Below are 25,715 nucleotides of genomic sequence, written 5' to 3' on the forward strand. Positions count from 1 at the left end.
AGCTGACGTGCGCTGTCGTTGAGCAGCACAACTCCATATGCCGGGCCCCGGGGAGGCTGTTTCCCCCGGGGCCCGTGATGTTGTCCGGGCCCGGATCGTCCTTGCGCTTCAGCGTTTGGCGGTCCCCATCTGCTCGGGGATCGTCTGCCGGTGCGCGTGGTCGTCACCTCTGTTGAAGGGGCCCGGCTTGGAGCGGGTGGGTCGGCTCTCCCAGGTGGAGGGATGGTCGGCCGCAGTGAGCAGGCTGTTGATACGGCGGGCGAACTCGTGCCCGGGCAGCGGGAGCTCGGTGTCGGGCTCGCGGAGGTAGCCGGCTGCCACGGCAGTCGGGATGTAGGCCATGAGCTTGGTGACGCCGGGCCGCCGTGTGCGGACGGTTTGCTGGGCGAGGTGGCGCAGGATCCGCATGAAGTGGGTGGTGGAGGTGCTGGTGATCCGGTGGTCTGCCGGCTGCCAGGTCCCTGCGTGGTCGAACGCGGGGGGTTCGGGCGGGGGCTGGACGTCGTCGGTCTGGCGGTGCCAGAAGTCGGCGGTGTCTCGCTCTCCCAGCGCCAGGTGGTGCAGGTAGAGGCAGTAGGCGGCTGCGGCTTGGCCGGCGCCGGCGGCGTACTGCCACCAGAAGCGGGCGCCCTCGTCGGTGTCGGTCAGCTGCAGGACGCACGCGAGGATCAGGGCGGCCCGGGGTTCGGGGACCTGGTTGGTGACGAATTTGGCGACGGTGTGGGGCGGGGTGTGCTGGACGAGGGTTTCGCACAGGGCGCGCAGGTCCTCGGCCGCCGCGCGGCTGCTGCCGCTCGAGAAGCTCTGGCCGGAGTGAGTGGCATCTGGGGCGGGCCGCGGGGTGGATGCGGGGACGGTGTCGCGGGGCAGGGTGCGCTCGCGGACGAGCAGGGCTCTGGAAAGGAGTTCTTCGATGCCGGTCACGGGGTGTTCCCTTCGGTCGGGGGCGGCGGGCACAGGACGCTTTCCAGGAAGCGGGTGGCGTGGCGTTCGTCGGAGCGGACGGCGGCCAGGGGGACGCCCAGGAGGGCGGAGACGTTCTCGGGCGGCAGGTCGTAGAGCCAGCGCAGCACCATGACGTCGAGCTGGTGGGCAGGCAGGCGGCTCATGGCCGTGAACAGCTGAAGGCTCTCGGCGATCTGGTTCAGGCGGTCGGCAGGATCGGTGCAGGACTTCAGGGCGACGGTGTCGAAGGCGGCCATGCCCAATTCGGGCCAGCCGTCCCGGTGCGGGGTGCGGGCCATGACCGTGGCGCGCAGGACGTTCCAGGCGTAGCGGCGGGTGTCCTGGCTGGCCAGGGCGTCGTCCCAGGAGAGCCAGAGGATGTCGAAGGTGTCGTCGACGGCGGCGTCGCGCTGATCGTCGTCGAGGAAGGCCTGGGCGAACAGGTGGTAGTCCGTCTCGACCAGTTCGCGGAAGGCGCGGTGTTCCAAGGGCGGGGCCGTGTGGGTGGCGGTCAGGGTGGGAGTGCTTTCGGTGCAGTTGTCCACCCACTCGCTGCTCTTGTGGGCCTCGTAGGCGGCCTGACACCACAGCTGGTAGAGAGGCCAGTTCGGCATGCCCAGCTCGGTGGCCAGCAGGTAGACGATCTCCCAGCGCGGGTAGAGGCCCACGCCGCGCAAGAGCTCGGAGAGCTTGGACTTGGCGAAGCGGACGCGGGTGCTGAGGTCGTTCAGGGTCAGGCCGCTGGCGAGGTAGTTCTGGCGCACCGGGTCCAGCCAGGCCCGGTGGGCGCTGCCGACGGTGGGGACGATCGGTCCGAGCTTGCGGCCGGGCCGGGCGGTGAACGGTCTGCCGGGTGATGCCGGCGGCTCGGCAGGAGTGATCACGGTGCGTCGTCCTCCTTGTCCGTGGCCGCGTCCAGGCGAATTCCGGTGCTGGGCGCGGGGTGAGTGCGGGAGGCGTGCACGATCTGCTGCACGGTCAGGGCGAGGGCCGGGGCGAGCCCGGCCACCGCGGCCGTCTCGCCGACGGCGACCAGCACGGTGCTCCAGGCGAACACCGTCGCCGTGACCGTGATGACGACTATCTGACGGGGCTTCATACAGGTTCCTTGTGCTGTCGGGAGGTCGGCCTCGTGATCCGGCGGCCCCATCCGAAGAAGGCCGCCGCGCACCCCGGGCGGGCGGGTGCCACACCGCCGTGCCCCAGGGATGAACCAGCATGGCCAGAGCGGTAGTTGCTACGCCACGTGATCAAGGAATCACGGAACAATGGCGATCACGGACCACCTCCGGACGCCCCGTCAGGACATCGCCGATCAGAAAGCGCAAGCAGGCGCGCGGACGGGTGGAAGTTCCCGGATTTCCTTGCAATTGCACGTCGAAGAGACGTCAATAGAACATGACGCCGTTGGTGTCGGCCTTCCATCCGGAAGGGCCCGCCCCCGTGCCAACCCGTCAAAGGGGGGAAGCGGGCCATGCCGCTCTCGCCTGGCCAGCCCTAAGGCCAGGCGAGAGCACAACGGCCCCTTGCCGGGACCCCATGACCGTAGACCACGGCACTGACAACGCCCCTGCCGTAGCCGGGACTTCGCCGGAAACCACCCTGCGGGCTTCCAGAAGATGGGGCTGGTCGTACCGCCTATGCGGCTCTGAGCTTGTGGAACGCCCCGATCGACCTCCGCACCTCGGACGCCCGTTCCCACTAGCGCACGAGCCCTTCGGCGATGCCAGCAACATCGTCCGCAGACTGCGGCTGTGCGCCTGGGCTGCTCGGTGGATCAGGTGGGGTACTGCGCGCGGTGCTCTGGGTTCTGTCATCGGTACGGAAAGGGCGGCTGTCCGCTCTGCCCGACGTGCTTGGAGATCGCGGAGAGCGCGCGGGCAAAGCGCTGAGCACGGGTCAGTCGGCCGTGCCCGTCCAGCGCGGGACGTCGGCCACCGTGAGATCGGGACGGGGCCGGTGCCATCGTGCCGAGTGCCGCCAGCGTCCGGCGCTGTCCCGGGCCACGTCGACTCCGACCTCGACGACCAAGGCGGGTTGCACGAGGGTGACGTGCAGGGTCTCGCGGCTGCCCCACCCGGCGGAGAACGTCCAGCCGGTCCACGGGTGCCCTGCCTCGCCGGCGGCGTCGTAGCGCCCCAACAGCAGGGTGCGGGGCATGGCCGTGGAGCCGGTGACCGCGCCCAGAACGGCGTCCTCGGTCTCGCGCACCTTGTACTTGCGCCAGCCGCGCACGTTCGGCTCGTAAGGGCTGTCCAGCCGCTTGAACACCACCCCCTCAAGGCCTGCGGCTGTCCACTCGGCCAGCCACCCGCGGACCGTCGCCGGGTCGGTGGTCGACGGGCACAGAGCCCACGGGGCGGCGAGCCGGTACTCGAGGAGCTGGCTCACGCCTGGCCGGCACTTCGTCGTCGTTCGACCTGTTACGCCTCGCGGGCGCGGACACCATCCGCTGGCCGTACCGGCGAAGGCGTGAAGCGTTGGAGGAGTGCCAAGCTCGCGCCGCGCCGCTGCAGGCGGCCCTGGAGCCGCTCGAACGCCAGCCGGTCGTGTTCCCACACCACCAGCTCCCCGTCCAGCGCCGTGGCGTCCGGCAGCTGGCTGACGGCAGATCGGATCTCGGGGAAGGCCGAGCTGAGGTCAGTTCCTCGGCGGGAACGGAGCACCAGCCTGCCAGCATCCAGGCTCAGCAGGGCCCGCCAGCCGTCCCACTTCGTTTCGGCGGCCCATCCGGGCTGCAGGGCGGGGTCGGTCACAGAGGTGGCGAGCATCGCCTCGGGGGGGCCCAGATCATGGGCTCATGCCTTCCCCACCACCACGACGATAACTACTTTAAGTCACCTCACATAGCTATGCGTGATCAGAGCGGGCGGCCATCGTGCTGCTACAGACGTCGGTGAGGCGAGCCGACCATCGACGTCCTTATGGCCCCTGAGCTGCGGGTTTACCAGAAAACGCGACCGGGCTTTCTGAGGCCGAAATCCCTCAACAGACTCGGGCCCCTCAGGGGCCTTATCCACGCGGTTTAAACGGCATTCGCGAAAGGACTTCCCGGACTCACAGCACGCGGGACATGAGTCGCTCCCGATGTTGTATTCTTCGAGGGCATTACCTCTTCGGCTGCCCGGGTGGGCGACAGCTGGTCCCATCCAGCGAGAGGAGGTGATGAGGTGTACAGCACCGGCGCGGAGCCCCCCAAGGGGGGCAAGGAGTCGGTGTGGGCGAAGCGTCTTCGCCAGGCCGCAGATGCGGCCCGGCTCGTGGGCTCCATGATGCAGGCCGTGTACTACGGCCTGAAGATCTGGTGACCTGCGGTTAGAGATGCCGACGGGCCCTACCCCTGCATGGGTGGGCCCGTCGAGTCCTACACCCGGAGGAGGCCCCGCGTGCGTACATCCGGTGCGAGCGCGGGGTTCTCTTATGTGGACTGTAGGAGACGACGTGAAGTCGTCTGTGACCACACAGTACCACGCATCGCTAATATTCTTCCTCCAGAGCTATTTTTGAGAAGCTGCGAAAAATAAGCGCAGGACGCAACTTTGCCGAGGGAGAGAAAAGCTACTAGAAGTCTCCCATCAAAAAAAATAGCCTGTTCGATGCAAAAGTACCGGCGCCCAGTTTTTTGGACTGATCGAAGTCTGCTGGATGAACCTGTCAGACCCAAAAAATTGTCGATCCGCCTACGTGCGCCCCCCTGGTCTTTGGGCCTAGACCATCAGCCGACGCCCGTCGTCGACACCGAGGCCACACCCGACGACGGGCGTCTGACGGACTGTTTCCCTGTCCAGTCACTGCCAGCCGGCCAAGGGACTGGTTTCCCCAGGTGTACTGTTCGCGGCCACCGCTGAGCGCAAGCTCAGACGCCCGTCGTGGGTGTCGACGTGACGTCGACGACGGGCGTCGTCCCGCTCTCTGCGTGGCCCGCAAGCCCTGGAGCGATGTGAAGACACCATCCGCATCGAGATCAAGGAATACTCCACCCGGGGGAACAGTCGTCAGCGCCCCTCGTCGGGTGGGCCTCGGTGTCGACGACGGGCGTCGACTGGTGGTCTAGACCACCAGGGGTCACGCCGCCCCGCTCGGCGCAGAGTGCACCTGTCAGGTTCACCTAGGGCCCTGAGCTGCAATCCAGGTCTCACATCAACCCAGTGGAACTGAGCGATTGTTGAGGTTGGGGCCGTTCGGGATTACAGACCGTCAGGCAGGAAATACGGCTGGCTCCGCTGCCCATCCATCGAGCACGACCCCGTGCATGTGTAGAGGACGGCCCCCTCCATGTGCAGAGGACCCACCCCGTCCACGGGGTGGGCGATCAGCGTTTTAGGACCCGCATCATTTCCGTCTCGATCCGAAGAACCATGCATCCAGACCACTCCTCGCCAGGCCCCCGTCGCGACCGCGATGCACCTGGTCGACCTGCCCGCCGAGCCGAGTGCGGGCGGTCCGCGTGCGTGGTTATGCGCCCTGGCGGGACGACCCGCGACCCCTGTACGGCCCGCTGCACGGCACGTACGCCTTCGGGTCCCACCCGGCAGGCAGCACCGGGCGGATGTGCGGTGGGTTGAGGGCTCTACAGCACGCCGTGCAGGGCGTTCTCCTTGAAGCCCTCGTCTTCCTCGCGGTAGCGGCGCATGACCGGCGTCCCGCGCTTGCGCGGGACGGTCTGGCGGTGAACGCGCCGAAGACGCCTGCCAGACCGCCGCGGAGGGCCGCCAGGCCCTCCGGGGCGTCTCCGCCCGAGACCTGTGACCCACTGCCGCCACCCCCCCCCCACCGCCCCAAGAGCGCTACGCCCTTCTCTGCATGGTGCCGGAACGTAGCCGAAGCTCACTTCGAGCTGTTCAGCGAAAGCACCCACGCAAGTTGATTGAGATCAACTAAAGTGATAGCACTGTCGGCACGCTTCGATGTGAAGCGCTGAACCGGAAGGGTCAGCCGTATGGATGTTCCTGTTTCCGCTTGGGCCGTGGAGCTGTTCAACGACGAGGAGACGGCGCGGGAGGTGCGCGACAGGATCGGTCAGGCGCTGGTCGATATGCAGGCCAACGCTCGTTCTTCGCAGCAGGACGCCGATGTGTCGTCCACTCAGGTCCACGGCGTCGCGCGCTTCCGCGGGGCGTTCGAGCGGGTCAGCGAGGAGTTGGCGGACCTCCCGGGCGCGCAGCTGGTCAAGCCCAACGGCTTCCAGTTCGACCTGGTGCGCATCGGGAACGGTCTGCTGTACCCGTTCTGCTTCTCCAAGAAGGACAGCAACGTCCGTAGCGCACGGATCCAGAACGTGTGGTCGGTGATCCGGGAGCTGTTCGCCTTCGCCCCGCCGCCGGAGCAGGCGGACCTCTTCGGCGGGTACGGGTTCGACCCGAGTGCAGTGGAGCTCCGGCCGAGGCTCGCGGCCCTGCCGAAGGACACGCGTCTGGTCCTCATTCCCTTCGCCTGCAACGCTGCCGGGCTCCTCAAGCCCTACTGGGGCGTTGCGGCACTGGCGGACGAAAGCGGCACCCTGGAGTGGGTCATCGACCCCGAGCCCCTGCCGTTGCCGGACGCTCCGAAGGCGAAGCTGACGATTCCGCAGCAGCTGGCGGGACACCCGGGCTTCGACGAGGGCGAGCAGCCCATTGTCGCTCTCGCGCCCCGCCCCAGCGCGGAGCGGAAGCTGGACCTCCCTCCGGTGAGCGAAGTCGCCCCGATCGAACCCCTGACGAACGAGAACGATGAGAAATGACCACCCAGTCCTTCCCGGACTGGAGGACCGCACCGCCACACCCCGCGCGGTGTCCGATGCGTTCGACCCCGCACGTCTGACCCAGGCCCGGCGCCTCGCCGGCCTGACCAAAAGGGACGTTGCCGAACACCTCGGTGTCACCCCGGCGGCGGTGGGCCAGTACGAGACGGGCGTCTCCCGTCCTCGCCCGGACCTCCTGCCACAGCTGGCAAAGGTCCTCAAGGTGCCGGTGGAGTTCTTCATCGCCGGCAGGCCGAGCCAGCGTCTCGACTCCTCGATGGCCCACTTCCGCGCCCTGCGCAGCACGCCGAAGGCTCAGCGAGAGCGGGCTTTGGCATTCGCCGAGCAGGTGTGGGAACTGACCTACGCGCTGGAGCGCCGGGTGCAGCTGCCGCCTGTGGACCTGCCCGGTTTCGCCGGCGGCGAGGTGCATCCCGGGATGGCCCTGCCGTCGGAGCCCGTCGCTGCCGCTCAGGAACTGCGGCGTCAGTGGGGCCTCGGGGACGGCCCGGTCACTCATCTCGTTCGGCGCATGGAAGCGCACGGCGTCGTGGTGGTCCTGCCAGCGGAGGCCGATGCAGCCGCCGCGACGGTGGATGCGTTCTCCTCTCGCTCGGCACGCCCGCTGGTGGTGCTCACCAGGAACCGGGCCAACGACGTCTACCGCCACCGCTTCACCGCGGCTCACGAACTCGGCCACCTGGTGCTGCATGGCGACGCCACCGGCGACAGCAGGCAGGAACGTGAAGCGGACGCGTTCGCCGCGGAGTTCCTCACCCCACAGGCGAGCATCCTGCCCCTGCTGCCGCGGCGGATGGACCTTGGGCATCTGGCGGGCCTGCGCCGTACCTGGGGCGTGTCCGTGCACTCCCTGGTGTACCGCTGCCGCGAACTGGGCGTCATCTCCGACGCCACGGCGAGCCGCACTTATCAGCGGCTCCGCGCCCTAGATGGTCAACCTGGCTTTGCCGCGGAGCCGGTCAGCGGCTACCCGGGAGAGCAGCCCGTCTTGCTGTCCCAGGCCTTCGACCTGGCGGCCCAGGAGACCGGGCTGGGCGTACGAGAGCTGGCCCAGGACCTAGCCTGGCCACTGGCGCGAGTCAGGGAGCTACTGGGGATGCCGGACAGCCGGCCGGTGCTGCGGCTGGTGTGATCCGCTGCAAAGGCTGTTGGGCTGGTTGGCCTGGCCGCGTGGATAAACGCAGCATCGGGCGCGCTTCGGATACGTTGTCGTGGTGACCGCTCACTGGTTGTCTTGCGGCGGAACAGTTCCCGCAGCAACGACCTCGCAATGGGATTGGGGCACGTTCCCGCAATGGTTGTCTGCCCTGGGGACCGTCGCCGCCACGGCCACTGCCCTATGGGTCGCCTCTCGTCAGCGGGCCGCTCAGGAACGGGTGCTGGCGGGCGTTCAGAAAGAGAAGGCCGCCCACGTCGCCCTGGAGGACCTCGACCGCGAGGGTGTGACGGTCCGGAACCACGGCCAGACGCCGGTCACCAACACCCTCCTCGTGAGAGTAGAGGTGTACCTGGACGAGGACGGCGGGGAGGACGTGGGCTGGCTGACGGTCGGGCGAGCCCGAGCCCGCAGTGAGCCCCAGCGGCAGGATCTGCTGCCCGCTGGCGACAGCGTCCCGTTCACCTTCACCGACTGGTCCTCGCCAGAGGAGCTGACGCTCGACTCCTCCCTGCGGTGGGGTAACCCTCGGGTGACGTTCGCCTATACCGACGCGGCGGGCACGCGGTGGCGCCGCGAGGGGGGGCCGATCTTCCCGTCGCATGGGGCGGGACCCCGCTGCCTGGCGCTGCAGCGGAGCGACGGCGCGCCGTTCGGCGCAAGGCGATGGCGGCGATGGGGACAGCGGCGCAGGACAGCCTGGAAGAACCTGCGACTCGGCCTTCGCGGCAAGGGCTTCACTCGGAAGCAGCGGCGCGAAAAACGCATGAAGAAGGGGATGCAGCCGAGCGGCCAGGGCTGAAAGTGGGCCGGGCTACAGCACGCCGAGCAGGGCGTTGTCCTCCCACGGGTCGACGACTTCGAGGTAGCCGGCGAGGACCTTGAAGTGCGTGGCCCATCCGCCCTGCTTGGCGATGACGATCTGGTCGTGGCCCTTGAGGCGGGATGAGGTGGCGAGCCCGCGGCGGGGACTGTGGCCGGTGAAGCGGATCTCGATTCCGGCGCGCTCGCCGGCGCGGGTGATGACGTCGCCGATGGACTCGGGCTGCAGCCCGCCCTCCATGACGGTGTTCCATCGGTTGTGCAGGCGGCGCCAGGCGTAGCCGTCGGCGTCGTCGAGTCCGGCGGCGTTCCTCCATGCCTGCCAGGCGCGGACGGGGCAGATCGAAGGGCGGGAGCCGTAGGGGACGGGCACGACGCGGGGGCGGATCTTGGAGACGCGCATGTCGGCCTGGATGCCGCCGGGGGTGTCGGCGTAGTCGCGCACGCGGTTGGCGGCCAGTTCGTGCTCGCGGCCGGCGACGGCGAAGTGTATGAGGACCAGGGCGCGGTCGCGGATGCCGCGGAGGTTGTCCGGGCAGGCGGCGCTGATCGCCACGAGGTGGTCGACGAGCAGCGGAGGGGCCTGGCCCCGGCCGCGGTTCTCGCCGTTGGCCTCCATCTCTTTCACCAGCTGCTTGAGCCGGTTGCGTCCAGGCGGGCAACACCGTCTTCCAGCTTCAGCCCGTGCTCGGCGCGAGCGGAGACGACGGTGCCGGAGATCCGGCGGTCGATGATGGAGGGGGCAGTGAAGGTGCCCTTCTTCCATCCGGGCTGGGTCCACAGCCATTCGACGAACATCACCAGGGTGCCGGGCGTGATGGCGAGCACCAGCACGCCGTTGGCGGTGCAGAACTTGCTCCAGCTCATCCAGTCCTGGGCGTGCCCTTGCGGGTGCGCTCCGGCCGGCCGTCGGCGACCGCACGCAGGGCCTGGCCGTCGATGTGCTCGAGTGCGGCCCGGGTCGCGGCGTCGTAGGCCTCCGGCCGGACCGGCGCCGCCGGATGGACGACCGCTTCAACCGTCTTCTGACTGCCTGACACGAACCGCCCTGTTTACCGGATTTGCCGCTTTCCATGGACTACGGACATGGGGAGCTTATCCGGGAACCACGTCGCAGGGTTGGCCCGGCGGGGCAACGAGGGGGCGGAGCCAAGAGCGGCTTCATCGAGCCACACGATCGTCAGCGCACCCGGACGTTCTCCCGCTGGGAGTAGTCCGTCTGCAGGCCCGCGGATGGGGTCAAGAGCTGGCCCATCTCGATACTGCCGCTGCAGTCAGCGCCCCCCTGGGCGTCGGTCACCCACTGGGGCCACCAATCAGACTGTCGTCAATGAAGTAGCCCGGCTCGAAGGTATGCGCGAACCCCTTCCAGCGCAGAGATGATCTGGCGACTCCAGTCCCTCTGCTCTTCCAAGCCCTCCCGGTCGTACTGCCCAAGGTCAGGATAGGCCAGCTCCACCTTCATCAGCGGTTCGGTGCGTCCCTCTGCCGGACAGCCGGCAAACCCATTGGTGACATGGACCTCGCTGACGTAAAGGGCAACCAGGGTCTTGGTCTCGTGCGGAAGATCGGACTTCTGCACCCACTTCTTCACGTCGGCCGCCGTCACGCGGCCGAAGTCCTTGACCACGCCGTCGCTACGTCTGGCCGGCGGCTCGTCGCTGATGCTGCACGCAGACAGAGCGAGCAGACAAGCGGTGACCGCCAGCCCGTGCACCAGCCCGCCGCGTATCGCCCTCGACCCTGCAACGTTCAGATAGTTCATTCCCGCCCCTTGATCACCCCATGGGCCGACCGGCGCCCACAGGGACATCATCCGCAACGTCCCCCAGTCGGCACGAAGAGGGGCCCAGACCGCTCGATGCCGCGAGGGCCTCGCCTACGTCGTTTGCTGATGGCAGGTGTCCCGACGGCTCTGGGAGCGCCGTTCCCTGCGGGAGCGGGCCGGCGCTGAGGAGAACCGCAGGCCTGCCAGCCCGCGGGCTGATCTGCGGCGGGGTCCGGCAGCCGGACCCCGCCAACAGGCCATCAGGACGAGCTGCTGACGAGCCGGAGGGCTGGCCGGTCTTCCTCGCAACCGAGCGTGCGCCGCACCTGGGCTGCACTCCAGGCCAGCTCGTGAGCCAGTTCAGTAATTGTCAGCCCATGGTCGCAGGCGAGGGCGAAGGCCTGGGACAGCAGCGGGCTGTTCGCCGGGATAGCCAGCCAGGGGTTCCGGAGCGAAAGCGGGTTGCCCCTGCAGGCCGTGCAGCCGCTGGTAGGCGCGGCCGGCCGAGGAGTCCGACAGGAGGCCGAGTTCTCGGCAGCGGTACAGCAGGGAGTGCACCGAGATGCCCCCAACCGTCGCGGAGCTGCGAGAGCTTGTGCAGGTCCGCCCGTGCGGGCAGCTCGGGCAGGATCGATTGCAGCCGACCGCGCTCGACGCCCTCCGCCTCACCCTAACCCCCCCCACACCGGGACGCTACGGCCACTACCTGCAACTCCTCGACGACCTCCTCCACCACCGCCCAGCACACGCCGATAACTGGACCGCACGCGACATCGACACCGCCCTGCACTGGCTCAGCACCAACCCCAACCCGCCAGCACACACCGACCCCGACCACACAACAAGACACTGACCAGCACAAACACGCGCCAGCCCTTTGGATACCGGACGCCATCACTAACACCACAACACCGTTATCAAAACCCCGACAACCGCAGGTCAGAAAACCGTCACCACCGCGCCGAAGCCCCAAGAAAAGAGCCCGCCCCCTTCTCATAAAACCCCCAACACCCCAGCTCACAACCAACCCACCACACCAACTACGGCACTCTCAACCACACGGGAGCAGCCGCAGCCTGGTGATAGGACGCGGGGCGTGGGTGGCGCGCTGGCTCGGCGTCAGGTGTCACGCGCAACCGGTCCAACCGCCTCATCGTCTATCGGCATGCCGAACCCGCTCTGCTGTGACAACGCCAACGGCTGCGCCCCGGCACCACCGTGATGACGGCTTGGTGTACGCCGAATTGTGCATAAGCCGCTGGGCCGAAGGTTGCTCGGCTTACCATCGTCTGCTGATCATCATCGCTCAGGGTGACGTGTCCGGGGACGGGGGGCGTGCGGTGTACGTATCCGAGGTGCTGGTGGAAAGGTTCCGGTCGTGCGAGCGGGTCCGGATGCCGCTGCGGCCGGAAGTAACGATCCTGGTCGGGGAGAACAACGCGGGCAAGTCGAGTGTGATCGATGCGGTGCGTCTGCTCACGGATCCTCTGGACGGGCGGCGGATGCGCTATTTCGAGGAGGCAGACGTCCTCGCGGTAACCGCTGAACAGGACGGCCCCAGTCTGCAGCTGGACGTGGCCGCAATCGGCCCGCAGCAAAGCGGTGCGTATCTGGAGGCGCTGCTGCCTGAGGGGGCGCCTGAGAGCCGTACTGCGCGGTGGCAGGTGTCTTGGACGCCGCCGCAGACGGGCAGGCGGCGCGGCAGCACGGTCTGGACGCAGGGTGCGGGCCTTCCGGTGACGGGCGAGCCTGCCGCGCGGGGTGGTGTGCGGCATGTCTATCTGCCGGCGCTGCGCGATGCGGAGCGAGAGTTGGCGTCGGCGGGCGGGGATCGGGTGCGGATGATCCTGCGCGGGCTGCTGGGGGACGACGAGCACGTCGACGCCTTCGTGGAGCGGATCGGCAGCGAGCTGAAGAAGGTGGCCGCGGACCCGGATGTGGTGAGAGTCGGAGAGAAGATCAACGAGCCGCTGCGGGATCTGACGGTCGGTGCGCATCCCCAGCAGAGTGAACTGGCACTGGCTGAGCCCACGTTCGCGTCAATTGCCCGGTCGCTGCGGGTGCTGTTGGGGGATGCCTCCGCGCTGCCGTTTCCGCTGTCGGCGTCGGGGCTGGGGTATGCCAACACGCTGTTCATTGCGACGGTGATGGCGGAGCTGGACGCGGCGGCCGAGGCCGATTTGACGGTGCTGCTGGTGGAGGAGCCCGAGGCGCATCTGCACCCGCAGCTGCAGACTCTGCTGCTGCGGTATCTGCAGCAGCGGGCGCGGGCCTCGCGGCGCCGGCCTGCGGGTGATCCAGCGGAGCCGGCCGGGCATCTGCAGGTGGTGGTCACCACCCACTCCCCCATCCTGTCGGCCGCCGCCAGCGTGGAGAACCTGGTGGTGATGGCGCGTTGCCCCAGCGGGCTGTCGGACGGCTGGCAGGCGCGGGCGCTGCCCGTCCCCCGGCTGCAGCTGGCCCCGGCCCGGGTGCGGCATCTGGACCGCTATCTGGACGCCACGAAGAGTGCCCTGCTGTTCGCCTCCCGGGCGATCCTCGTGGAGGGCATTTCCGAGCTTCTGCTGCTGCCGGCTCTGGCTGAGCGGGTCCTCGCCGCCGGCGAGGGCGCCGACGCACCGGCTGGACGGGAGGCACTCGAGGCAGTGGAGCGGTTCTTCGGCACCACCCGGGTCATCGTGGACGGTGTCAGGTTCGAGGTCTATCTGCGGGTGCTGCTGGCGCCCGTCGACGGCATCTGCCTGGGACGGCGGGTGGCGCTGATCACCGACACGGACGTGGCGCCCGGCCATCCGGAACCGGCACGGCTTCAGTCCCTGCGCAAGCTGCCGCAACGCTGGCATTCTCCCGGCGTGCTGCACCTGGCCGCAGCACCGCGGACGCTGGAGCCGGCCCTGTGGTCGGACGACAACATCACCGCCCTGCGGGCGGCGTTCATCCGCTGTGCGCCGCGCTCGGAGAAACGCTGGCAGCAGGTCGTCAAGGCGGACGATCCCGCGCTGGCCTTCGGGGAACTGTTCGTTGCGAAGGCCGTCCGCACCGTCACCGGTGCGGACGGAGAGCTCGCCAAGGGCACCCCCATCTCCAAGGGAGAGTTCGCGCAGCAGCTCGCCGACGTACTGGCCGACCAGACGGTGCCGTTCACCGTGCCCGCCTACCTCGCGGACGCCATCCGCTTCATCACCGCTTCTGACGCCGGCACCCCGGTGGTGGGCGCGCCGTGACCACTGCGGAGCAGAAGAACGCGGTGCGGGAGGCCGCTGAGGCGCAGCAGCAGGCCGCCGTGACCGTGACCGCGCCTACTTTCGTGCCCGCCTGCCCCGGCGCGGGCAAGACGTACGTGATCACCAACCGGCATCTGCAGTCGTCCCGGCAACCGCTGCGCAAGGGCCGGGCTCTGATCTCGTTCACCCGGGTGGCGCGGGACCAGATGGCCCGCCGCTGCCGCCAGGCGGGCCGCGCCGATCTGGTCCAGGCGCCGCACTTCATCGGCACGCTCGACTCGTTCCTGTGGGAGTTCCTGGTCAAGCCGCGGCGCAAAGCCGATCCGGTGCCCCGCCTGCTGGAATCCTGGGCAAGCGTCAAGGCCCTGGTGGAAGGCGTGGACCGGGAGATCTCTCTGCACCGCTTCCCCATGACGTTGGACCCCTCGCACCACTCGGCGCACGGGAAGGTGGCCTGGGGCAAACTCGACTACGACACCCGCCAGCTCATCGACGCCAGCTCCTGCAGCCGCTCGGTGTGGGAAGAGAAGATCCTCGCCACCCGCAAGTCATGGTGCGAGCAGGGGTACTTCACCGGGCACGAGGTGCGGGCCGTGGCCCTGTGGAACCTGCGCAACGCCGAAGCCGCCGCCGCGTTGCTGCCGCCGCTGCAATCCCGGTTCGCGGAAATCATCGTCGACGAGGCGCAGGACTGCTCCGCCGCCGACCTGGCGATCCTCCAACTGCTGCACGACGCCGGTCTGCCACTGGTCCTCGTCGGTGACCCGGACCAGGCCATCTATGCCTGGCGGGGCGCCGAACCCCAGGCACTCGGGGCCTTCGCGGCACGCCTGTCCCCCACCCCACACCGCCTGACCGGCAACTGGCGCAGCTCCCCCGTCATCTGCCGGCTGGCGGCCACCCTGAGGACGGGGCAGCGCCCGCCGGACACGTCCGTGGTGCGCGACGACAACATTCCCGTCCTGCTGATGCCCACCTTGTTTGCCGCTACCGGCAGCCGCCACATCCACGCTCCGACCGGCGCCGGCATCGTCGACGCCTTCCGCACGCTGGCAGAGGAGTACTCCGTCCCGGCACGGGACTGCCTGGTGACCGCCTACAGGTACGCCACCTTGCCGGGCATCAGCCGGGAGAAGCCCAATACCAACGCCATCACCAGCCTGGCGTGGGCCCGCACCGTCGCCCACACTCCGGGCGCCTCCGGCGACGACCTGGCCCGTGCCTGCGCGATCGCCGTGCGTGTCCTGTTCGGTTACTGGTACCCGGGTCAATTCGGCGGCCCCGAACGCATCATGACCAGCCACCGTCTCCCTACCGGCCAGGTCAACCGCACGGCCTTCGCGTTCCTGCACAGCCTGTCTGCGCCTCACAAGAAGTGGGGGCCGCAGGTATGGCAGGCCATGAAGGCCTGGCCCGCTCTGCCCGGGGCGGCTCCGCAAGGCGGAAAGGGCCGGCTCGCCGGGAGACCCACCCTGTCCCGGCCCCAGCCGACCACCGGCATACGCACCAACATCGTCCACCAGCTCAAGGGCGACGAAGCGGACGGCGTCCTGCTGTTGCTGCCCGATGCCGGAAGCGTCCAGCGCTGGGCCACCGCGGACCCGGCCGCCGACGAGGTACTGCGTGTCTGGTACGTCGCCGTCACCCGCGCCCGCCGCTTGGCCGCCATCGCCCTGCCCCAGGAGGAGACCGATGCACTGGCCCGCCTCCTGGTCGGCCACCACGTACCGCTCCGCATCGCATGAACCCGGATGCGCTCGGCCCAGCATGCGGCAGAGATCAGTCGCGGCCCGGCCCCGGCGGGCACGAGGACGTCGCTCCTTCACGGCTCACGTCGTGCTCGCACAGCGAAGATCTCCACAAGCCGCCCGGCATGCTGCCCCGCCGTAGCGCTCACCCTAACCGCACCGAAAACCGCAGGCCAGGGGCCAGGTGCTGCCGGAGAAGGTGCGCGGCCAGCTTCCAGGGACTGTCGTCGTCTCGTGTCTATCCGTTCCTTGCCGTGGGCCGTTTTTTGCGCCCGTGCCCATGTTCCTCAGTCGAAGGCAGTCACGATCGTGTCGATGATGGCCCGGATCCCGTCCCAGTCCTCACGTCCACTGCCCTGCCCGGAGCGGTGAATCTGCACCTTGCGCAGGAAGCGGTCCTGGGCCGCCTTCTTGTCCACGTCTGCAAGGCTGCCCTGATAGCGGCGCAGCTTCGGGTTCCATGAGCGCCACTGCACGGGCATGAGTGTGCGGTCCTCGCTCTGCAGGACATCACGGCCGAGGTACATCTCCAGGGAACCCGCGCGTCCGTTGACGTCTGCCGGCACTGGCTCGTCTCCGTACGGGCCGAGGGTCGGATAGGTCTTGAGCGCTGGCAGCGGCGGGTAGTGCAGTACACGGCAGCGTTTCGGCAGCGGCTGCTTTTTGAGATTGGCCAGTCCGGCGTGGGCTTCGGTGTCGTTGTCGGCCAGTGCGACGAACCGGTTGGCCACGCCGGCGGCGACGAATGCGGACACGGTCTTCGCAAGTTGGGCGACGCCGCCCTCGGCGCCGGCGGCACCGAAGTCGAAGAAGGTTATGTAGCCCTTCAGATGCGGGTGGGTGACTTCCAGGCCCGCTGCCAGAAGGCGGGCATCGGTGGGGCCTTCGGTCAGGACCAGCAAGGGGGCGTCCTGGGCAAGACTCGCCAGCTGCTCGGCGCGCGCCTCGCCGGCAACCGGATGTGCGGGGTCCAGGTCCACGCCGGGCCCGGTGAGTTCGCTGAGATCGAGGAAGACGGTGGCGTGCTGGTCGGGAGCCCATTCCAGCAGCAGGCGGGTCAGGCTGCGGTCATCCATGTACCGGGACAACGCGTCGGGCAGGTCATAGGGGTTGGGCTGGAAGCTCTCGCTTGGCCATGCTTCCTCAAAGGTCATGGCGAGGAGCTGACGCACAGTGGCCTCGACGCTGCGCACGTCGGGCTCCTCGGAGAAGCGAAATGCATCCAAAGGCCGGTCTTTCTTCCATCCGGCCAGGACCTCGGCGAGTTCGGTCTTCGCCCGGGCGGCGCTGAAGCCCTGCACGTGGAGTCGCTCTCGCAGTCGCGCCACCGTTGTCCCGTAGACGAACTCGGTCAGATTAGCCTGCAGAGGGAGGCGCGCGTTCGCAGGCTGGCGCTCCGATTCGGTGAACAGGGCGGCCAGTTCCGGCGGGTACTCCGCTCTCCAGTACAGGAGCTGGTGATCGGCGATCCCCAGGTGCGAGTGAAAGGCCATGCGGGACAGCTTCTCAAGTCCGGGCCTGGGGCGCTGCTCTTATGGTTCGGGCCGTGGAGGACCGTGCGAACTCGCTTGGCACGCTGTGTCGGTGGGAGGTGGCCGGGGCGTCACGCAGATGCGACCCCAGAGGTCGGCGTGATGCCCTGGCTGCCCTCGTTTTCTTACCGGCCGGTTGCCGTCTACTGCGAAGGCGGGCGTCGGCAGGTTACTGGCTCCTGGTGGGCAGGGATGTGCCGGAGCGCAGAGGTGTGGTGGTGGACGGAGCGGGTGGGGGTGGTGCGTCGTAGTCCATGTCCTCGTCGGGTTCCCAGCGGGTGACTGGAGCCGAGGGGAAGAGCATGTCACGGGCTTGGCGGGCGAGTTCGGCACGTCCTACGGAGTCAGCGAGGTAGTTCTGGCGAGGCTTGCCGCCTGTGTGGGCAGCTAGCCAGGCGCGGGTTCTCGCTTCTCCTTCCGCTTGGATGAGGGATTGCACCAGGGCGTGGGCTTCGTGGAGGCCGGCCAGGGAGGCCGCGTTGGGGTGGAAATCGCCCTTGATCCAGTTGTAGTAGTTGCGGCGGTGGCCCAGAAGCCGGGCGGCTTGTGCGGGGGAGACGCAAAGCCAGCGGGCGATGTCGCGGATGGCTTTGACGGCGGCCTGCGTGCGCTGGCGCCCGGGGTCGGCAGCGGCCGAGGTGTCGTGGGCGGTCTCTTCCTGCGGGGAGCTCGTCCAGTCGGGTGTCGGGCGTTGTACGGCGGCAGGGGGCAGGAGCCGCTCGGTCACGGTGAATCCGCCGTGGACCATGGCTGCCCATGTCTGCGACCAGGTCTGCGGCTGCTGAGCCTGCAGGAAGCGCGGCAGGTCGCGGCGAATGGTCTGGGCTGCTGCCTGGGCCGGCTGGAGGCTGCGGTCGGGGCCGGGTGGGTGCATGGTCAGGGGTGTCTCGTCGATGCACCAGTCTCTGCTGTAGGCGCCAAGCACCCCTTTTGCTACGTCCATCGTTGTCCCCCTAGGCGTAGTACGTGCGCAGGTCTTTGGTGGTGGCCCAGACAAAGGCGCTGCGAGCCATGCAGTGCAGGTGTTCGAGCGAGGCGATGATGGCCTCGGTTTCGAAGGTGCGCTGTTTTTGACGTGAGCAGTCGCTGTCCAGGACGTAGGCGAGGCCTTCGCGGAGCTGGAAGCCGTGACGCATGACGATGCGGTGGGCTGGCTCGGGCTGCAGGTCGACGACCTGCATGGCGGCTTGCAGGTCGGCGCCGGCGGAGGTGTAGAGAGTGTCCTGGTAGAGGGCGTCGCTGATGAGACTGCGCCAGTCGGCGGGCTGGGCAACGTCGGGGTGCTGCAGTTGATTGACGTAGCGCAGGCCGATGCGCTGTTCGATCTCCGGCTGGACGGTGGCCTGGACGGCCTCGACCAGAGTGCGCGCTCTACGGAGGAACGCCTCCCAGCCCGGGTAGCAGGAGGTCTCAATGGTGAAGTGGTCTGCCTGGACGGTGACGCTCCACTCGCCGTCGACGGATTGCATCCGCCAGCCACGCGCGACGGTACCGACAGGCGGGGCGGACGGAGTTTCGGTGTCCGCAAGGGGGGCGGGCAGGGGCTGGTGCTCCTCGAGTCGGGTGTCCCAGCCGAGCGCGGCGTCGATAGCCAGGGCCGCAGCGGGGCTGCAGGCCGCTGGCAGGGTTTCATGGCGGACTTGGCAGACCACCAGGGAGACCGGGGGGCGGGTGAGGTCCAGTTCGTCCACTGGCAGGGCGGAGGGTTTGGCGTTCATGCCTTCCCTCGCTTCCTGGACCGGCCGTCACGTGGGGTTGGGCTACAGACTTTCACGAACTTTCACTCCCGACTATCTCGCGCGGCAACCTGCTCGTCAACACAAAACAGGCAAATTGGTAATTTGGGCTATTCGTGCGTCAACTGTTGCTGAGATCGCTGTGCAGGCGCCCTAAGACGGTCAGCTGCAGATACTCGGCGGCCGGATAAGTGGAGAGGTCGGCAAAGACGGGTCCTGTGATCGTCAGGCCAGCCATGGCGGCCTGCTCACGCAACCCGTCCACCGCGACCTGCCACCACTCCCGGCATTCCCCGCTGACCCCTCCCCCGCTGAGGACAAAGATCGCCAGCCGGTGGGGGTCCAGACGGCTGTCCGCCTGCACCGCCCACTCGCTCACTTCCTCATCGATACGTACACCGAGCTCTCTGTTCTCAGCAAAGAGCCTCTGGAACGCCAGCTGCAGTGGACGCTGCACATGGTCGATGAAGACCTGTCCCATCGCAGGGCGGTCCCTGACCCAGGCCAGTGCCTTACCGAACTGGTCACGCTGCGCTTCGTCATCGAAGACCTCCACCGGCTCCTGTCCGGCGAGCCAGCTCTTTTCGACCGGCTGGTCGTAGCGCAGGTCAGCCACCCACAGATCGCTCTGGCGCGCGGCCAGGGCCGGCAGGTACACGAAGTGCCCGACCCTGTTCCGGCGAACGTGTCCCTGCTGCCCGCGGTCCATGTGCTCAAGGTTGACCACCGGTGCGACCTGGACGAAGGGTTTCTTCGGCTTCTTCACGCCCGGCTCGGCGATGTCACAAGTCGCCGTCGTGATGATCGCCCACTGGGGCGCCTGGCCCTCGGGGACCTGCATGACCATCTCGCCCTTGAACTGACCGCTGGCGGCAAAAGCGGCCGATACCGAGTTCAGCGGTTCCTGCACGCTTCCATAGAAGCTGAACGTCGGCGCCGCGACCACATGTCCCTGCACAAAGCGTTCCAGCTTTTCCCAGATACCAGCCGGCCACGACTCACGCGCCGGCACACCATCCACGAAGCTGCCCAGGCTCATGGCGCCCCCGCCCCCCTCAGCCTCACAAGAAGGCCGGTCTTGCTGTCCGTACACCCCGCCTATGCCACTGAGTTACCCCATCAGCACGAACCGTTACCCTAGGGGACTCGTCGACACGCGCGCATCCAGCCTGGCCATATCAGCCTGCCACACCTCAACGACCAGCGAAAACGCACCGCTCCTCCACACTCAATCACCCGAACGGGTGACCCGTTGCGCCGCAATTCACAACGGCCGCCAGCTCGCGCTCGACCGGGTCTGCTCGGTGGGGACAGGGTTGAGTGTTGCCCTTACTCGGTGTGGCCCGGTACTCGTGGCCGGGCTGCCTGTGACGCAGCAGATCATTTTCTGTTCAAGGCATGCCAGTAGACAACGAGGTTGGACCGAATACCTGCGGCAGGCCACCATGTGCGGCACTCTGTTCTGCAGGGAGGGGGGACCATGCGCCACGGGCCAGCGGATGAGGAAGAAGGCGGCTCAAGCACCATTAGCGCCGGAGGGAGCTACAGCGGAGGCGTATTCGCCGTAGGCCGAGATGTCTCAATCGCGCACTACCACAACGTGATGTTCGTCGGGCACCAGCCCTTGACGCAAGAGGAAAAGCGTGTACTAACCAACGCGATACGGCTGATCGAAGAAGGGCTGGCTACCATCGCGCTTGCCCATGTGAGAGATCTGGCTTATCAGGCCGCAGTTGAGCGCGGCGTTGACGCTCGAGTATCCGTGTTGCTCAGACACATTCTCGTGGTTCTGGACACGGGAAAGATTGACGCGGCGCAGACCCTACTCAAGGGCGTCCTGGAGCAGGAAGAAGCCTCACGGCCAGTGGTTGGGCAGGCACATCTTCTCCAGGAGGGCTCCAGGCTTGAGCCATCCCAGGGCGACGAGGGCGTTCCATCAATTGATGATCTTCTAGCGGTACACGCCTCCCACGCGCAGCGAATCGCTGTCTGGGGCCCGCCCCAACTCCCTGCACTGAATGAAGTCCCCGTGACCTCTGACGACACGGAGATCGACGAGGTTGCAGCGCTCGAGGTGCGCGAGGCTTTGGATAACGCCGTCACTGAGCTTCTGGTAGTCCTTGGCCCCCCTCCGGGGTCACGGGTTGACGAATCACATGCACCTGCGGACGGCGACGGAGGGGCGAGCGCGTGACCACCGAAGATGCGGAAACATTCCCCGCGCAGCAGGCACACACCAGCTCCCTCAACCGCAACACACTTTCCGCGGCAGCACACGGCCTGGCGGAGCAGTGGGCAGAATTCCCCCCTGATCACTTTGATGCGATGATCTCGGCAGCCGCAAGCCAGGCAGCGCTACTTTCGCAAGAGACGGTGCTCCGCATGCGCCTGGATCATGAGGCCAAGATGGCGCGCCTCAGGATAGAGGCGGAAATCACCAACCGCCAGGCCGAGGCTGAGAAAGAGCGCACGGCGCGTGAAAACCAACTCGCTATCGAACGGCTTCGTCATCGCCGCCATCTTGTCAATGTATCCGCTGGCGCCCTCATATCGATCGCTCTGCTCGCTGCCGGTGTTCTCGTTGCCGACACCGCCATCTGGCTATCGCTGCTGCTATGCGGCCCCAGCCTGCTGGCCCTGGCGAAGGTGTATGTGCTGAGCCGGAGCGATCCAGATGACATGAAGGTAGTCGGGCGTGGGACACAATCGGCAACGAACGCCGCCACTAACGCCCAACCGCCGCCGTTGTGAGTAGAGCCCGGTGCGTCTCGTTTACCCGTCCGGCTATGTGGGCCATTACCCCAAGATCAACTTCGGCGATCAGTCGCGGGCGGTGTGGTCGGAGTTGTTGCGGATCGAGACGCCGCGGTCGATCGCGGAGGGCAGGTCCTTGACGCTGTCGTCCACGGCGCGCGCCCCCAGGGCCTGCGGTTGATTCAGGGAGCCGGGGGGCATTGAGGTAGCCGCGCAGGTCGTGGACGGAGCCGCCGCTCCGGGTGATGCACGCATGCCGACCGCTGTGATTGCGCGCCCAGTACCACGAAGGCCCGTCCAGGAGTTGCGGGACGTCCCCGCGGCATGAGTGGCCACCGAGCCGACTGTGTCGTCTCTCCGATACGACCATTGCACTCACACCAGGGGCGCAACCGCCGTCCCGGCCCGTGCGCCCCAGGTAGGCCGCTACCAACAGGTACATGCGTACCGCTCTGCTGCGCGGCCTGCCCGCCGCGCTCCTCACCGTCCTGTCCCTCACCACCGCACCGCTCGCACACGCGGCCCAGATCATTCCACTCGCCGAAGCCGTCGCGAGCCTGCCGCTTGCCACCGAGTCCCGCGACGGCTACACCCGCGAGGCGTTCAAGCACTGGAACTCCGGCGACGACCCGGCCGACGGCTGCTCCACCCGCAACGAAGTCCTCATCGCCGAAGCCGTCGACGCGCCGGCCGTGGGCCCGAGGTGCCGGCTCACCGGCGGCACCTGGTGGTCGTACTACGACCAGACCACAGTGACGTCCGCCTCCGGCCTGGACATCGACCACATGGTGCCCCTGGCCGAAGCCTGGGACAGCGGCGCGTCGGCTTGGACCGCGCAGCGCCGCGAGGCCTACGCCAACGACCAGGGGGCCGAGGCCAGCCTGGTTGCGGTCACCGCCCGCTCCAACCGCAGCAAAGCCGACCAGGACCCCGCCCAGTGGATGCCCCCGGCCGACGACGTCCACTGCCGGTACGCCGCCGAATGGACCGCCGCCAAGCTCCGCTGGAACCTCACCATCGACGCCACCGAACACGCGGCCCTGCACGACCTCGCCGCCGCCTGCCCCGACCAGACCGTCACCTACACAGCCGCCATCTGAGACCTAAAAGGCCGTTCCTGCCGTCGTGGCTACCGCCCCGGCGGCGCCGGCCAGGTTGCATCCGGACCCTGCCTGCCGCTTTTCGCCACAACACCCCGGCAAGCGCCACAGAGCGGCGACCTCAAGAAGTTGATGGTGCCTGACCTCGCCGAATGCCAGGGCGGGCAACAGTTCGATGCCGTGTCTTCCCCTGAAGGCCCGCCAGAGTCCAATGCAGATCTTCCCAGTCTCCGCAGGTCTGCCAGGACCTGAGTAATCCGTTCACGGCCAGCTGATCAAATGTGCTGACCAAGTCAGCGGATTGGGTTCCGCAAGCGCGGGCCATCTGGTCGAGCTCTGTCAGGCCGGTACCGGTGTCCGGGTCGGCGTGTGCAGTGAGGTAGAGGCTTGCCAGCTGCGGCAGTGGGCCCGCCATCGCCCCAGCCGTCGAGGGGCTGGCGACACGAAGTGCCCAGTCTGCTGCCTGCGTGCGGTCGGGGCGTGCGGGGGCCTGGCTGAGCAGTGCGGCATCGAGTAGCTCAGCCCCAACTTCGTTGGCGGCGCTTGCCAGGCTGATACGCAGCCATCGTGCATGTTCCAGCTCGCGCCACGGGTCTGGGGTGTCGAGGCGGAGGCTGCGCAGCATGCCTTTGGGTAGGCGGACCTGCATGGCTGTGTTCACGCGGAGCGCGCACTGCAGTGCGAGCAGGCGTGTTGCGGCTGGGGTGCTTTCGGGCAGGGCGGCAGCCAGGTAGCTGAGCATTTCGCGAACTCGGACCCGCTCGCCCGGGCCTCTGGGGATCCGTCTGTGGTGCCGGGGTGCTGTGGGCTCCGGGGCGCGGGCGAGGGTTGTGTCGGGGACGACGGCGGCGTGTGTTGTTGCTGCGGCGCAGGCGCTGCAGGCGTCGGCGAGTCGCCAGAGTCGTCCGCCGCGTTCGCGTGTGAGGAGGAGGTGGATGGGGCCGGCGCAGCCGCGGTGGCGGGGATGCCAGCGGCAGCCGCGCTCGTGGCATTGACAGGTCCGCAGGTGGGGTGGGAGCAGGTCACTGCGTGCGTGTCGTGCGAGGTGCGCGAGGGCGGCCGAGCGGGCGGAGGCTGCGGTGACCTGTCCGCTGCCGTGCGGGCATTGGCGGCATTTGAGGAGAAGCCCGCTGGGGTGTGGGCGTAGTTCCACGGTCCAGGTGCGTGGTGTCGCCGGGCGTGCTGTGCGCAGCCTCATGGGCGCGTGTTCCTCCTGTTGCGTGCGCGCCGGTTTCGTCGGGGGCTGTGGGGCGGCGGCCCACCATAGTGCAGAGGTCTGCCCTCTCGTCGCCGCCACCACCTGCAGAAATAGGGCAGAGGTCTGCACTGACAGGGCAGGGGTCTGCACCGTCGGATGGACGGGTGACGATCTTGCCGCCCGATCCGGACCTCGACGCGCTGCGGTTGGAGCTCGCGCGTCTGCGGGCCGCGCGCGGGTGGACCTACGACGAGCTCGCCGCCCGCAGCGGCCTGGCCAGGCGCACCGTCATCGAGATTGAGCAGGGCCGCACCATCGGCACGCTGAAGACCTGGCACTCGCTCGCCCATGCGCTGGGCACCCCGTTCGACGAGCTCTTCAGCACGCTATGCCGCGGGCATGACCTGCCGGGAGCGAGCGGGGACTGAGTCCCCGTCCGAGCAGCCACGGCGGATCACCCGAACCGACGAGACCACCTCGAACGTGCAGATGATCATTCGCACTCCAGTCGCATAGCGTGGGGCCGGGCAGGTGATCCCGCGGCAGGGCTGCCGGAGGTCCGGCGTGTTCGCTGGCAGGTTCGCGCGCATGCGCTCCACACCTCCCCCGTCCCGGCACTGGGACGGCAGCCCCATCACCCATCGCGTGCGCCGTTCCTTGCAGGTCACCCCCAACGGCGCGAGCCGGCTGCTGCGCTGCGGCCAAGGCGACCAGTGCCGCGAATGCGGCAACCGGATCGAGTGGTACCACCGCAGCGACCGCCGGCCGGTGCGTCTGCATCCCCACGAACTGCCCACGGCCCAGGTACCAGTGGCGTGCCGCTGGCACGTCAGCTCCGGTGTCGCCCACCCGGCCGGGGACGGCAGCAACTGGTGCCGTCTGCCGCATGCCGCCGTCTGCCCAGCCCGGGACACGCCCCCACCTCTCCCTGAGCTGGCCGGCCTGCGCCGGTCGCTGGCCGTGCGCTCGCGCCGCCTGATCGACACCGGCGCCTTCACTCCTGCCCCGGCCTCGCTGGACAGTCCGCCGTCACGCCCGGCCGTCTGCCGGCCGTCCCGGCCCATCGTGCAACTGCTGTATGTCCGCTACCTGGCCGCCCGGCCGGTGGACGAGATCCAGTGCGTTGCTCAGACCCGGCGCCGCCACCGCTGCACCAGCCCGCTGCTCACCCCCGACGCCCCAGCCGGCACCTGGAGGCTGATGTCCGCCACCGCAGCGGACGGCCAACTGGCTCTGCCTACCGATGTCATGGCGGCCTACGACCTCAGCCGCCTCCCCTACGCCGAGCAGTTGCGCTGGCGTGCGCAGCACTGTCCGCAGCATGCCACCACTCCTACGGCCGCCGATCTGGCCTTGACCGACTTCGAGCTCTTCGACCCGATCCGCCACCACGCGCACATCCACACCCGCCTGCCCGCCCCCACCCGACGCCCCGGCCCTGCGGGCCGTGCACGACAGGCAGCCCGGCCATGACGCCGCACCACGCCGTCGAGATCACCCTGACTCGACCTGTTACCCCTGGTGAACTTCGAGGGGCGTCCGGTGGTGTGCTTCTGGCCGCGAACGCGGACCGCACCCGGCTGATGGCGCTCCACATTGCACGCCATCCGGGCGGCGCCCTGCATGCGCTGCGGCGCCGGCTGGGTGCGCGCTTGCCGATCGACGTGCTGAGCACGCACTATCCCGACCGGCACGGCCAGGTCGTGCTCAACATCGCACTCAGCCACGCCGCCGACCAGGCCCTGCGCCGAGACGCGGCCACCGTGGGACAGCGTCCCCAGGAGGTACTCCGCCAGCGGGTGAGCGCAGGTGTTGCCCGGGACCAACAAGAACGCGCCCGCCGCTTGGAGGAACGGCTCGAGAGCCTGCTCGCCCGCCATACCCCCGAGGAGGTCCTGGCCTGCGCGGCTGGCCTCCTGCACGGCCGTCAGCACCGCCGCGTACCGACAGCGCCGTAACGGTCCTCCTCTCTCCCCTTCCCCTCGCGTA

General features: G+C 68.3%; 26 protein-coding genes. 12 read left to right on the plus strand and 14 right to left on the minus strand.

Annotated elements, in window-relative coordinates; genetic code table 11:
• Positions 1-108: 108 nt before the first annotated feature.
• From AB0937_RS33470 to AB0937_RS33490, 5 genes are all read right to left on the minus strand, one after another.
• A complete protein-coding gene (locus AB0937_RS33470; RefSeq protein WP_366717159.1) occupies positions 109-924 on the minus strand; it encodes a hypothetical protein in 816 nt (271 codons plus the stop codon).
• The gene (locus tag AB0937_RS33475) at positions 921-1,829 is read right to left on the minus strand and encodes a sigma-70 family RNA polymerase sigma factor (RefSeq protein WP_366717161.1); all 909 of its coding nucleotides are present in this window, start codon (positions 1,827-1,829) and stop codon (positions 921-923) included. The genes AB0937_RS33470 and AB0937_RS33475 overlap by 4 nt, the downstream gene beginning before the upstream one ends.
• Positions 1,826-2,044, minus strand: coding sequence for a hypothetical protein (locus AB0937_RS33480; RefSeq protein ID WP_366717163.1), 219 nt, complete (start codon positions 2,042-2,044; stop codon positions 1,826-1,828). Before AB0937_RS33480 ends, AB0937_RS33475 begins: the two co-directional genes overlap by 4 nt.
• An 800-nt stretch (positions 2,045-2,844) precedes the next feature.
• Positions 2,845-3,336: a hypothetical protein gene (locus tag AB0937_RS33485; protein WP_366717165.1), complete on the minus strand. Its 492-nt coding sequence runs from the start codon at positions 3,334-3,336 to the stop codon at positions 2,845-2,847.
• 32 nt (positions 3,337-3,368) lie between these two features.
• Positions 3,369-3,701 (minus strand): hypothetical protein, encoded by a 333-nt coding sequence (locus AB0937_RS33490; RefSeq protein ID WP_366717167.1) that lies wholly within the window; start codon positions 3,699-3,701, stop codon positions 3,369-3,371.
• 414 nt (positions 3,702-4,115) lie between these two features.
• Between AB0937_RS33490 and AB0937_RS33495 the strand changes: the two genes are divergently transcribed.
• From AB0937_RS33495 to AB0937_RS33510, 4 genes are all read left to right on the plus strand, one after another.
• Positions 4,116-4,253 carry a hypothetical protein gene (locus tag AB0937_RS33495; RefSeq protein ID WP_366717169.1) on the plus strand — a complete coding sequence of 46 codons (138 nt, stop codon included), beginning with the start codon at positions 4,116-4,118 and terminating at the stop codon, positions 4,251-4,253.
• Between the two features lie 1,631 nt (positions 4,254-5,884).
• Positions 5,885-6,667, plus strand: coding sequence for a hypothetical protein (locus AB0937_RS33500; protein ID WP_366717171.1), 783 nt, complete (start codon positions 5,885-5,887; stop codon positions 6,665-6,667).
• A 49-nt stretch (positions 6,668-6,716) separates the two neighbouring features.
• Positions 6,717-7,820 (plus strand): XRE family transcriptional regulator, encoded by a 1,104-nt coding sequence (locus AB0937_RS33505; protein ID WP_366717173.1) that lies wholly within the window; start codon positions 6,717-6,719, stop codon positions 7,818-7,820.
• A gap of 82 nt (positions 7,821-7,902) precedes the next feature.
• Positions 7,903-8,646, plus strand: a complete 744-nt coding sequence (locus AB0937_RS33510; protein ID WP_366717175.1) for a hypothetical protein — start codon at positions 7,903-7,905, stop codon at positions 8,644-8,646.
• 12 nt (positions 8,647-8,658) lie between these two features.
• Here AB0937_RS33510 and AB0937_RS33515 read toward each other — a convergent pair whose 3' ends face one another.
• From AB0937_RS33515 to AB0937_RS33530, 4 genes are all read right to left on the minus strand, one after another.
• Entirely contained in the window at positions 8,659-9,294 is a 636-nt protein-coding gene (locus tag AB0937_RS33515; RefSeq protein WP_366717177.1) for an integrase, read from the minus strand.
• The gene (locus AB0937_RS33520) at positions 9,291-9,533 is read right to left on the minus strand and encodes a hypothetical protein (RefSeq protein ID WP_366717179.1); all 243 of its coding nucleotides are present in this window, start codon (positions 9,531-9,533) and stop codon (positions 9,291-9,293) included. Before AB0937_RS33520 ends, AB0937_RS33515 begins: the two co-directional genes overlap by 4 nt.
• A complete protein-coding gene (locus AB0937_RS33525) occupies positions 9,530-9,706 on the minus strand; it encodes a hypothetical protein (protein WP_366717181.1) in 177 nt (58 codons plus the stop codon). Before AB0937_RS33525 ends, AB0937_RS33520 begins: the two co-directional genes overlap by 4 nt.
• A gap of 287 nt (positions 9,707-9,993) precedes the next feature.
• The gene (locus tag AB0937_RS33530) at positions 9,994-10,431 is read right to left on the minus strand and encodes a hypothetical protein (RefSeq protein WP_366717183.1); all 438 of its coding nucleotides are present in this window, start codon (positions 10,429-10,431) and stop codon (positions 9,994-9,996) included.
• A 1,235-nt stretch (positions 10,432-11,666) separates the two neighbouring features.
• On the opposite strand from AB0937_RS33530, the gene AB0937_RS33535 reads away from it, so the two are divergent.
• Both AB0937_RS33535 and AB0937_RS33540 read left to right on the plus strand, forming a co-directional pair.
• A complete protein-coding gene (locus tag AB0937_RS33535; RefSeq protein WP_366717185.1) occupies positions 11,667-13,658 on the plus strand; it encodes an AAA family ATPase in 1,992 nt (663 codons plus the stop codon).
• Entirely contained in the window at positions 13,655-15,403 is a 1,749-nt protein-coding gene (locus tag AB0937_RS33540) for a UvrD-helicase domain-containing protein (RefSeq protein WP_366717187.1), read from the plus strand. Before AB0937_RS33535 ends, AB0937_RS33540 begins: the two co-directional genes overlap by 4 nt.
• Before the next feature lie 290 nt (positions 15,404-15,693).
• On the opposite strand, the gene AB0937_RS33545 is transcribed toward AB0937_RS33540, so the two are convergent.
• The 4 genes from AB0937_RS33545 to AB0937_RS33560 form a co-directional block, all read right to left on the minus strand.
• Positions 15,694-16,899, minus strand: a complete 1,206-nt coding sequence (locus tag AB0937_RS33545; protein ID WP_366717189.1) for a hypothetical protein — start codon at positions 16,897-16,899, stop codon at positions 15,694-15,696.
• Between the two features lie 208 nt (positions 16,900-17,107).
• Positions 17,108-17,881, minus strand: coding sequence for a hypothetical protein (locus AB0937_RS33550; protein ID WP_366717191.1), 774 nt, complete (start codon positions 17,879-17,881; stop codon positions 17,108-17,110).
• 10 nt (positions 17,882-17,891) lie between these two features.
• A complete protein-coding gene (locus tag AB0937_RS33555; RefSeq protein WP_366717193.1) occupies positions 17,892-18,656 on the minus strand; it encodes a TIGR04255 family protein in 765 nt (254 codons plus the stop codon).
• 139 nt (positions 18,657-18,795) lie between these two features.
• Complete coding sequence (locus AB0937_RS33560) at positions 18,796-19,713, minus strand: hypothetical protein (protein WP_366717195.1); 918 nt, start codon at positions 19,711-19,713, stop codon at positions 18,796-18,798.
• A 441-nt stretch (positions 19,714-20,154) separates the two neighbouring features.
• On the opposite strand from AB0937_RS33560, the gene AB0937_RS33565 reads away from it, so the two are divergent.
• Together AB0937_RS33565 and AB0937_RS33570 are read left to right on the plus strand one after the other, a co-directional pair.
• Positions 20,155-20,868 (plus strand): hypothetical protein, encoded by a 714-nt coding sequence (locus AB0937_RS33565; RefSeq protein ID WP_366717197.1) that lies wholly within the window; start codon positions 20,155-20,157, stop codon positions 20,866-20,868.
• Complete coding sequence (locus AB0937_RS33570; RefSeq protein WP_366717199.1) at positions 20,865-21,425, plus strand: hypothetical protein; 561 nt, start codon at positions 20,865-20,867, stop codon at positions 21,423-21,425. The genes AB0937_RS33565 and AB0937_RS33570 overlap by 4 nt, the downstream gene beginning before the upstream one ends.
• A gap of 69 nt (positions 21,426-21,494) precedes the next feature.
• On the opposite strand, the gene AB0937_RS33575 is transcribed toward AB0937_RS33570, so the two are convergent.
• The gene (locus AB0937_RS33575) at positions 21,495-21,629 is read right to left on the minus strand and encodes a hypothetical protein (protein WP_366717201.1); all 135 of its coding nucleotides are present in this window, start codon (positions 21,627-21,629) and stop codon (positions 21,495-21,497) included.
• Positions 21,630-21,868: 239 nt separating this feature from the next.
• Between AB0937_RS33575 and AB0937_RS33580 the strand changes: the two genes are divergently transcribed.
• The 4 genes from AB0937_RS33580 (at position 21,869) to AB0937_RS33595 (ending at position 25,684) form a co-directional block, all read left to right on the plus strand.
• A complete protein-coding gene (locus AB0937_RS33580) occupies positions 21,869-22,528 on the plus strand; it encodes an HNH endonuclease family protein (RefSeq protein WP_366717203.1) in 660 nt (219 codons plus the stop codon).
• A 1,362-nt stretch (positions 22,529-23,890) separates the two neighbouring features.
• Positions 23,891-24,154, plus strand: coding sequence for a helix-turn-helix transcriptional regulator (locus tag AB0937_RS33585; protein ID WP_366717205.1), 264 nt, complete (start codon positions 23,891-23,893; stop codon positions 24,152-24,154).
• 160 nt (positions 24,155-24,314) lie between these two features.
• Positions 24,315-25,199 carry a DUF6083 domain-containing protein gene (locus AB0937_RS33590; protein WP_366717207.1) on the plus strand — a complete coding sequence of 295 codons (885 nt, stop codon included), beginning with the start codon at positions 24,315-24,317 and terminating at the stop codon, positions 25,197-25,199.
• Positions 25,196-25,684 (plus strand): hypothetical protein, encoded by a 489-nt coding sequence (locus AB0937_RS33595; RefSeq protein ID WP_366717209.1) that lies wholly within the window; start codon positions 25,196-25,198, stop codon positions 25,682-25,684. The genes AB0937_RS33590 and AB0937_RS33595 overlap by 4 nt, the downstream gene beginning before the upstream one ends.
• The last annotated feature ends 31 nt before the right edge of the window (positions 25,685-25,715 follow it).

The sequence above is a fragment of the Streptomyces sp. NPDC047880 genome (genome assembly GCF_040706515.1).
In the GTDB taxonomy this organism is placed as follows: Bacteria; Actinomycetota; Actinomycetes; order Streptomycetales; family Streptomycetaceae; genus Streptomyces.

What these genes read in the sequence shown, in the direction of transcription:
- AB0937_RS33550 (WP_366717191.1), bottom strand. Translation starts at nt 17,881, where the DNA reads ATGGACGTAGCAAAAGGGGTGCTTGGCGCCTACAGCAGAGACTGGTGC.
- AB0937_RS33560 (WP_366717195.1), bottom strand. Translation starts at nt 19,713, where the DNA reads ATGAGCCTGGGCAGCTTCGTGGATGGTGTGCCGGCGCGTGAGTCGTGG.
- AB0937_RS33580 (WP_366717203.1), top strand. Translation starts at nt 21,869, where the DNA reads ATGCGTACCGCTCTGCTGCGCGGCCTGCCCGCCGCGCTCCTCACCGTC.
- AB0937_RS33565 (WP_366717197.1), top strand. Translation starts at nt 20,155, where the DNA reads ATGCGCCACGGGCCAGCGGATGAGGAAGAAGGCGGCTCAAGCACCATT.
- AB0937_RS33500 (WP_366717171.1), top strand. Translation starts at nt 5,885, where the DNA reads ATGGATGTTCCTGTTTCCGCTTGGGCCGTGGAGCTGTTCAACGACGAG.
- AB0937_RS33590 (WP_366717207.1), top strand. Translation starts at nt 24,315, where the DNA reads ATGCGCTCCACACCTCCCCCGTCCCGGCACTGGGACGGCAGCCCCATC.
- AB0937_RS33595 (WP_366717209.1), top strand. Translation starts at nt 25,196, where the DNA reads ATGACGCCGCACCACGCCGTCGAGATCACCCTGACTCGACCTGTTACC.
- AB0937_RS33575 (WP_366717201.1), bottom strand. Translation starts at nt 21,629, where the DNA reads ATGCCCCCCGGCTCCCTGAATCAACCGCAGGCCCTGGGGGCGCGCGCC.
- AB0937_RS33555 (WP_366717193.1), bottom strand. Translation starts at nt 18,656, where the DNA reads ATGAACGCCAAACCCTCCGCCCTGCCAGTGGACGAACTGGACCTCACC.
- AB0937_RS33520 (WP_366717179.1), bottom strand. Translation starts at nt 9,533, where the DNA reads ATGAGCTGGAGCAAGTTCTGCACCGCCAACGGCGTGCTGGTGCTCGCC.
- AB0937_RS33480 (WP_366717163.1), bottom strand. Translation starts at nt 2,044, where the DNA reads ATGAAGCCCCGTCAGATAGTCGTCATCACGGTCACGGCGACGGTGTTC.
- AB0937_RS33530 (WP_366717183.1), bottom strand. Translation starts at nt 10,431, where the DNA reads ATGAACTATCTGAACGTTGCAGGGTCGAGGGCGATACGCGGCGGGCTG.
- AB0937_RS33545 (WP_366717189.1), bottom strand. Translation starts at nt 16,899, where the DNA reads ATGGCCTTTCACTCGCACCTGGGGATCGCCGATCACCAGCTCCTGTAC.